General features: G+C 66.7%; 4 protein-coding genes and 4 pseudogenes. 2 read left to right on the top strand and 6 right to left on the bottom strand.

All coding sequences use genetic code 11. From position 1 onward, the window contains the following. Nucleotides 1–350: 350 nt before the first annotated feature. From msrA to AB0J09_RS58030, 4 genes and pseudogenes are all read right to left on the bottom strand, one after another. Nucleotides 351–904: pseudogene (gene msrA / locus AB0J09_RS58015) on the bottom strand (peptide-methionine (S)-S-oxide reductase MsrA). Beyond that, on the bottom strand, nt 901–1380 hold the full coding sequence (gene msrB, locus AB0J09_RS58020; RefSeq protein WP_360711661.1) for a peptide-methionine (R)-S-oxide reductase MsrB: 480 nt from the start codon (nt 1378–1380) through the stop codon (nt 901–903). Before msrB ends, msrA begins: the two are co-directional and overlap by 4 nt. Nucleotides 1381–1524: 144 nt before the next feature. Beyond that, a pseudogene (locus AB0J09_RS58025) lies at nt 1525–1815 on the bottom strand (cysteine--tRNA ligase); the annotation flags it as partial. A gap of 36 nt (nt 1816–1851) precedes the next feature. Beyond that, a pseudogene (locus tag AB0J09_RS58030) lies at nt 1852–2076 on the bottom strand (transposase); the annotation flags it as partial. Nucleotides 2077–2220: 144 nt separating this feature from the next. Here AB0J09_RS58030 and AB0J09_RS58035 point away from each other — a divergent pair. Next, a pseudogene (locus tag AB0J09_RS58035) lies at nt 2221–2415 on the top strand (helix-turn-helix domain-containing protein); the annotation flags it as partial. A 3-nt stretch (nt 2416–2418) separates the two neighbouring features. Then, entirely contained in the window at nt 2419–2859 is a 441-nt protein-coding gene (locus AB0J09_RS58040) for a TetR family transcriptional regulator C-terminal domain-containing protein (protein WP_360711664.1), read from the top strand. 33 nt (nt 2860–2892) lie between these two features. Here AB0J09_RS58040 and AB0J09_RS58045 read toward each other — a convergent pair whose 3' ends face one another. Both AB0J09_RS58045 and AB0J09_RS58050 read right to left on the bottom strand, forming a co-directional pair. Continuing rightward, the gene (locus tag AB0J09_RS58045) at nt 2893–3261 is read right to left on the bottom strand and encodes an SDR family oxidoreductase (RefSeq protein WP_360711656.1); all 369 of its coding nucleotides are present in this window, start codon (nt 3259–3261) and stop codon (nt 2893–2895) included. Beyond that, the coding region (locus tag AB0J09_RS58050) for an aquaporin (RefSeq protein WP_360711658.1) at nt 3258–4156 on the bottom strand (899 nt) is incomplete at its 5' end. The genes AB0J09_RS58045 and AB0J09_RS58050, both read right to left, overlap by 4 nt.

Here is a 4156-nt window from a genome sequence, read left to right on the forward strand (position 1 = left end):
ATCAGGGCACTCGGGGCCATCCACGGGGAATTCTCGTGGCCATCAGCCGGGACTCAACTGGCCGCCTACCAGGAGTCTTCCATGGCCGTCGGCACTCTGCATCCGAACGATATTGTGCGGTCCACGCGGAGCGGTTGCCGGACGGCTTCCGTCTCGTCCTGATACTTCCGGCGGGCAACCGCTGAACGCGGAAAGGACTGACTCGTCATTCTTCCCGGACCGAGGGCAGGGACCGTGGCCAGCCTCGGAGACGACACCACCATCGGGCACACGATCGGCGCCGTTCGTGACGGAACCGGTGAGGGCGCGTTCATCACCTCAGTGGTGAACGCGCCCTCGCAATAGAGCCCTCAGGCTGAGGCCGCAGCGCGCCTGGGCAGTACCCAGTCCGGACGCGGAAAGTGGCACGTGTAGCCGTTCGGGTACGCGATCAGGTAGTCCTGGTGCTCGGGTTCGGCCTCCCAGAACGGCCCTGCGGGCTCGATCGTCGTCACGGCCTTACCCGGCCACAGGCCCGACGCATCGACATCGGCGATCGTGTCACGTGCGACCTTCTCCTGTTCGGGGGTGAGCGGGAAGATCGCCGAGCGGTAGCTCGTGCCGATGTCGTTGCCCTGACGGTTCAACGTCGACGGGTCGTGGATCTGGAAGAAGACGCCAGGATGTCACGGTAGGTCGTCTGCGCCGGATCGAAGACGATCTCGACCGCCTCGGCGTGGCCGGGGTGGTTGCGGTACGTGGCGTGATCGTTGTCTCCGCCGGTGTATCCGACGCGCGTGTCCAGCACGCCTGGCTGCCGACGAATGAGGTCCTCCATGCCCCAGAAACACCCGCCGGCCAGGATGGCCGTCTCGGTGCCCGGTTCGCGGGTGATCTGTCCGGTGTCATGAATTCCGCTGGTCATGATGCGTGCTCCTCTGTGCTGGTGGTGTCGGCCGTCTCGAACAGCGAGCGGTACTCGCCGTAGCCCTGCGTCTCGAGCTCGGAGACCGGGACGAAGCGCAGCGCCGCCGAGTTCATGCAGTACCTCTGGCCCCCGGCATCGGCAGGGCCGTCATCGAACACGTGCCCGAGGTGACTGTCAGCTCCGGTGGACCGCACCTCCGTGCGAGTCATCCCGAACGACCTGTCCGTCTCCGAGCGAACGGCGGACGCCACGATCGGCTTGGTGAAGCTCGGCCATCCGGTGCCGCTGTCGTACTTGTCGGTCGACGAGAACAGAGGCTGCCCGGAGACCACATCCACGTAGATCCCCGGCTCATGGTTGTTCCAGTACTCGTTGTGGAACGCCGGCTCCGTCCCGTCCTTTTGAGTGACGCGGAACTGGCTGTCGGTGAGGCGGCTCAGCGCCTCCGGAGTCTTGCTGTAGTCGTGCGACACGATATCTCCTCTTCTGACGTCGCTGGCTGCGCCGTCACTGGAAGTAACATCGCAGAGAATCGTTTTGGTCCCGGGTTCCTGAGAACTCGCTGTGACTGCGATCTCAGGTTCGGGGGGAAGGGTCAGGTCCGGAAAGCCCGCGTCGACGAGTCCGCCGATGAACCCGAGCATGTCAGCGATGTGGCCAGTAGCTCGCGGCTCGTACGTTGGAGTGCGGACGCCGATTGTCTGGTAGGCGTGTGCGAACGCTCTCTCGTTCCGGTACGCCCATGCCCACCACGGGATACGAGCCACCTTGCTTGCGGCAATGATCTTGTCGTCCAGGTCGGTGACATTGCGCACAAGCGTCACATCGAGTCCGTGCCCGATCTCAAGCCAACGCCATAGTTGATCAAATGCGACCGCTGACCTCAGATGTCCGGACATGCGGCACATCCTGAACCGTTGGCCCGCACAAGTACACTTGTGGCTGTAGGCTTCGTGGGCGGTCACCCAGCCGAACAGCACGCCGGCGGCGAGCGCCCGTTCGATCATGGCCTGTAGGAGCTGAGGTTTGGTGGCGAAGTCGACCTGTTCGGGGGCGCGTGCGGCCGCGCGGCGCTCCGGCGACGCGATCCACGATTCCCTGGGCAGATAGAGCCCCCGATCAAGCACAGCCCGGCCACGAGTGGAGGCGTAGCCGAGGAACACGCCGACCACGAGCTCCTCTCGTTATCCGCCCCGCGGATTGGCCCGTCTGCCGGAGATCACCTGCGGTCGTTCTCTGCAGAGCTTTCCAAAAAGAACCTTGAAGTCCATAATTGGAGCTTTTTAGGATTCGCTCGCACTAGGCTGGATCCCGTGGCGGATCAGGCGCGGGACAAGAACGATGCTCGGCTGACCGAGCGTGGGCGGGCCACGCGCAACCGCATCCTGAGAGCGGCCACGGACATGATGTATGTCCGTGGCGTGGCCGCAACAACCCTCGACGATGTCCGGACAGCCAGCGGGACGAGCAAGTCACAGCTGTATCGTCACTATCCTGACAAGGATGCCCTGATGCGTGATGTCGTCGCGCTGCAAGCCTCCGAGGTTCTGGAGTGGCACCAGCAATACCTCACGCGTTTGAAGTCCCTGCGGGGATTGGAGCGATGGCGGGACGCGCTGGTCGAACGCGTCGCCCTACGTGAGGGCGCGTACGGTTGCCCCCTGGGCTCGCTTGCGAGCGAGCTCGCCGACCAGGACGAGGGGATCCGCAAGACGCTCGCCCAGCACTTCGAGGAGTGGGAGGGGCTGCTCCGAGCCGGCCTGGAGAGAGCTCGAGACTCCGGCGCCCTGCGGTCGGACGCGGATCCCGCGGCGCTGGCCACCGGGATGATGGCCGCCGTGCAGGGCGGCTATCTGCTCGCTCAGACGGCCCGCGACCCGGGCCCCATGAAGATCTCCCTGGACATGGCGATCGACCATATCCGCGCCTACGCCGCCGATGAAGGCTCCTGAGCAGCCTCTCCCGCATATGGACCAAATAGTCCTTTAGTTTGCGCTGCCTGGTAGTAAGGTGAGGACGGCGGCGACCCGTATGGGCATGTCAGAGCTCGCGGGGGTGCCCTCCGTACGGGTAGGCCCGGGGCTGACCGTGTTGACGCGTACGCCACGTGGCTTGTACCTGGCGGCCCAGGACTTGGTGAGCAGCTCCGGCGCGGCCTTGCTCGCCCCATACAGGCCCATCCCGGCGACGCCGAACCGGCGATCATCGCGGTCACGTTCACGATCGCGCCGCGTCCGCGCTCGGCATGCCTGGCGCCAGCGCGGCGACGAGGAAGAACGGCGCTGCGGCCGGCCTGGGTACGTCCGTGATGTGGGCGCTGTCCGCCTCCCGGGATATACGGCGATCGCCTTCATCTTCGGTGCTCCCTCCGTGAGCGATGGTGACGGGCGCCCGGTCGCCACCGGCCGATGCCAGCGAGGATGGGCGACAGAGCTGCGGAGCGGGTGCGGACGGGCCGCCGGATGCGGTCGTCGGGTGAGGTGTAGGCGCAGTTCAGGAAGTGGCATGGGTAGGCCTGGTCGTGCATGAGCTTCGCGCAGGCCACGGTCCCCCACAGGCGCCGGTGCAGCAGCGCTGCGGTGACCGCGCCGAGTGTCGGTGCCACGAGGTATACCCACAGTCCCGTCCAGGTGGCGCCGACCAGCGCGGGGCCGATGCTGCGGGCGGGGTTCAGGCTGGTGCCGGACACCGGCGCCTCGGTGAACACCAGTACGGCCACGAGCGATGACGCGGCGGCCGCGGTGTACGGCATCAGGCGCGGGCGGTCGACGAAGGTGAGGATCAGCATGAGGAGCAGGAACGTCATCACGGCCTCGGCGACCAGCGCGGTGGCCGCGCCGCCGAGCCTGGGCACAGTCGCGCCGACCCGCACGCTGGCCGCCGCGCCGTCCCACACCACAAGCGCCGCCAGCGTGCCGATGATCGCGCCCGCCACCTGCGCTGCGGCGTACTTCAGCGCCGAACCGGACGTCATCTTGTCCAGCACCCAGAACGCGGTCGTGACCGAGGGTTCAGGTGGCCGCCGCTGATCCGGCCAAGTGGCGAGTAGATGATCCCCGCCGCCGCGGTGGCGGTCAGGACGCCCGTCAGGAGCCTCCGCAGGTCCTCGTTCGGCACCGTATCGACGAGCGGGCGAGCCGGGCGCGAAGCCTGCGACGATCGCGCTGACGACGAGCAGTAGCAGGAGCGCCGTGCCGACGAACTCGGCGGCGATCTCACGCCATCCGGCCATCGCCGTTCCCGCTGCCC

It is taken from the genome of Nonomuraea sp. NPDC049784 (assembly GCF_040659615.1).
Lineage (GTDB): Bacteria > Actinomycetota > Actinomycetes > Streptosporangiales > Streptosporangiaceae > Nonomuraea.